At 50.8% G+C, this 1,757-nt stretch carries 1 protein-coding gene; it reads right to left on the bottom strand.

The features are described from left to right. Positions 1-170: 170 nt before the first annotated feature. Positions 171-1,415: an IS110 family transposase gene (locus LQ229_RS26870; protein WP_216541460.1), complete on the bottom strand. Its 1,245-nt coding sequence runs from the start codon at positions 1,413-1,415 to the stop codon at positions 171-173. Positions 1,416-1,757: the final 342 nt, after the last annotated feature.

A 1,757-nucleotide genomic window follows, 5' to 3' on the forward strand; every position in this document is an offset into this window, starting at 1 on the left:
AGTCCAGCGGTAAGATGTCAAGCCCCTGATTCATGAGAATTGGAAATTTACTTTAAGGAACAGGTCAATGAGTCAGGAAAAAAGACAACACCAAACTAAACCCAGTTCAAAAATCGAGTTTTTACCAGATTTTAACTGGGAATCGTGAAGGACTTTGGCAAAGAGAGACGTTACACCTTCGCGCTATTCACCTTCCTTCGAGGCGTGTAAAGTTGGTCGTTGCGTAGCAGCACATCGACCAGACGCACAAGTTTTCTTGCCGTTAAGACGAGGGCGCGCTTGTGTTGGTGCTTAGGTACTTCCTTGTATTTCTTCCGGTAATACTCTCCGAATTCCGGATCACGGTTTTTTACCGAGTTGGCAGCTTCAACTAGGTAATACCGTAGGAATCGGTTGCCGGAACGAATGCGCTTTGTATCTTCGGCCTCATAGGGGCCGGACTGGTGTTTGCGCCATACCAAGCCGGCATATTTGGCCACCGCGGCTTGATCGTCGAAGCGTTCAATATCGCCGATCTCCGACAGAATGCCGGCGGCATACACCAAATCGATGCCCGGTATGGAGCGAAGGCACTTGGCTCCCGGTAGATCCTCGATCAACTTCTCGATCGCCTTGTCCAGCTCCTTGAGCTGAGCTTGAATGCTCCGAATGGATAGGATGGACGTACCGAGTACGAGGTCAATGGAGTCTTCCATTACCTTAGATAGCCGATAGGACGCCCGTGCGGCTTTCTGAATGCACGCGGCGACACCTTCAGGATCCGGGAATCGGTTCCTGCCTTTGTCCTTGAGGTAGTCCGCCAGGACGGCAACATCCATGTTGGCAATCTCATCGAGGCTGTACTTCTCCAAGAGCAGTTCCATAATGGCATGGCCAAAGACGGAGCTGTCTACTTCAGAACGGAACGCATTGCACTTGTAGAACAAGTTCTGAAGAAAGTACTGCTTCTCTCGCGTAAGATTATGGACGAGGTGAAACCGCATGCGGGTGATGCGTTGAAGAGCGAGATACCGCTCCTGCATGACAACGCTGGTCGTTAACCTTCCAAATCGCAGACGATCAGCAATAATCCAAGCATCGAGCCGGTCGGTCTTATCCAAGTCGGCGTATGCCTCTCTGAATTTGTTGATCAACTTGGGATTGATGGTGAACACTTTAGTTTTGCGCTTGCGCAACGCGTCATCTTCGTGTAAGTACATCGCTGGATGCCAGCTGTAGACGGATGTAGCTTCAAGGCCAATGTGGATTTCCGAAGCCGGTAGCTTGTCCGCTGCTGAAAGGATCCGGTTACGAAGATATTGGGCACCTTCAAGGTTGTTGTTCACCTGAAACGCCTCGAGCTTGTCGCCGTCCATGTTCATGAAGCAGGCTTCAAGTTGTTCTGCACTCACGTCAATTCCGACAAATAAACGCAAGTCGAATTCCTCCTTTCTGTAAGGGATTCAGGGATTAGACTCTCCGGGATGCCTCCGGCGCACTCGCCGATCAATCACCCTCGCATATGAGAACTCGCTTCGATCCATGAGCTGCCCCAACGCTGCTACCGCCGGGCATGGGTTGCCGAAGGGAACAGCCAGCGGGTAAGAAGTTCGAACGAATACCGGAGAAACAGACTTTTGAAGTAGACAGAGCTACAGGAGGACGAAGAGTTGCCCCGAATGGACCCTAAGTTCCATTGTCCGGAGGCATTCCGGAAAGTCCAGTCCCAAATTTATTTTTCAAAGATCAACTGGAAATTTTGAAGGCGGCCGCCAGTC

Source organism: Paenibacillus sp. CECT 9249 (assembly GCF_918697855.1).
Lineage (GTDB): Bacteria > Bacillota > Bacilli > Paenibacillales > Paenibacillaceae > MSJ-34.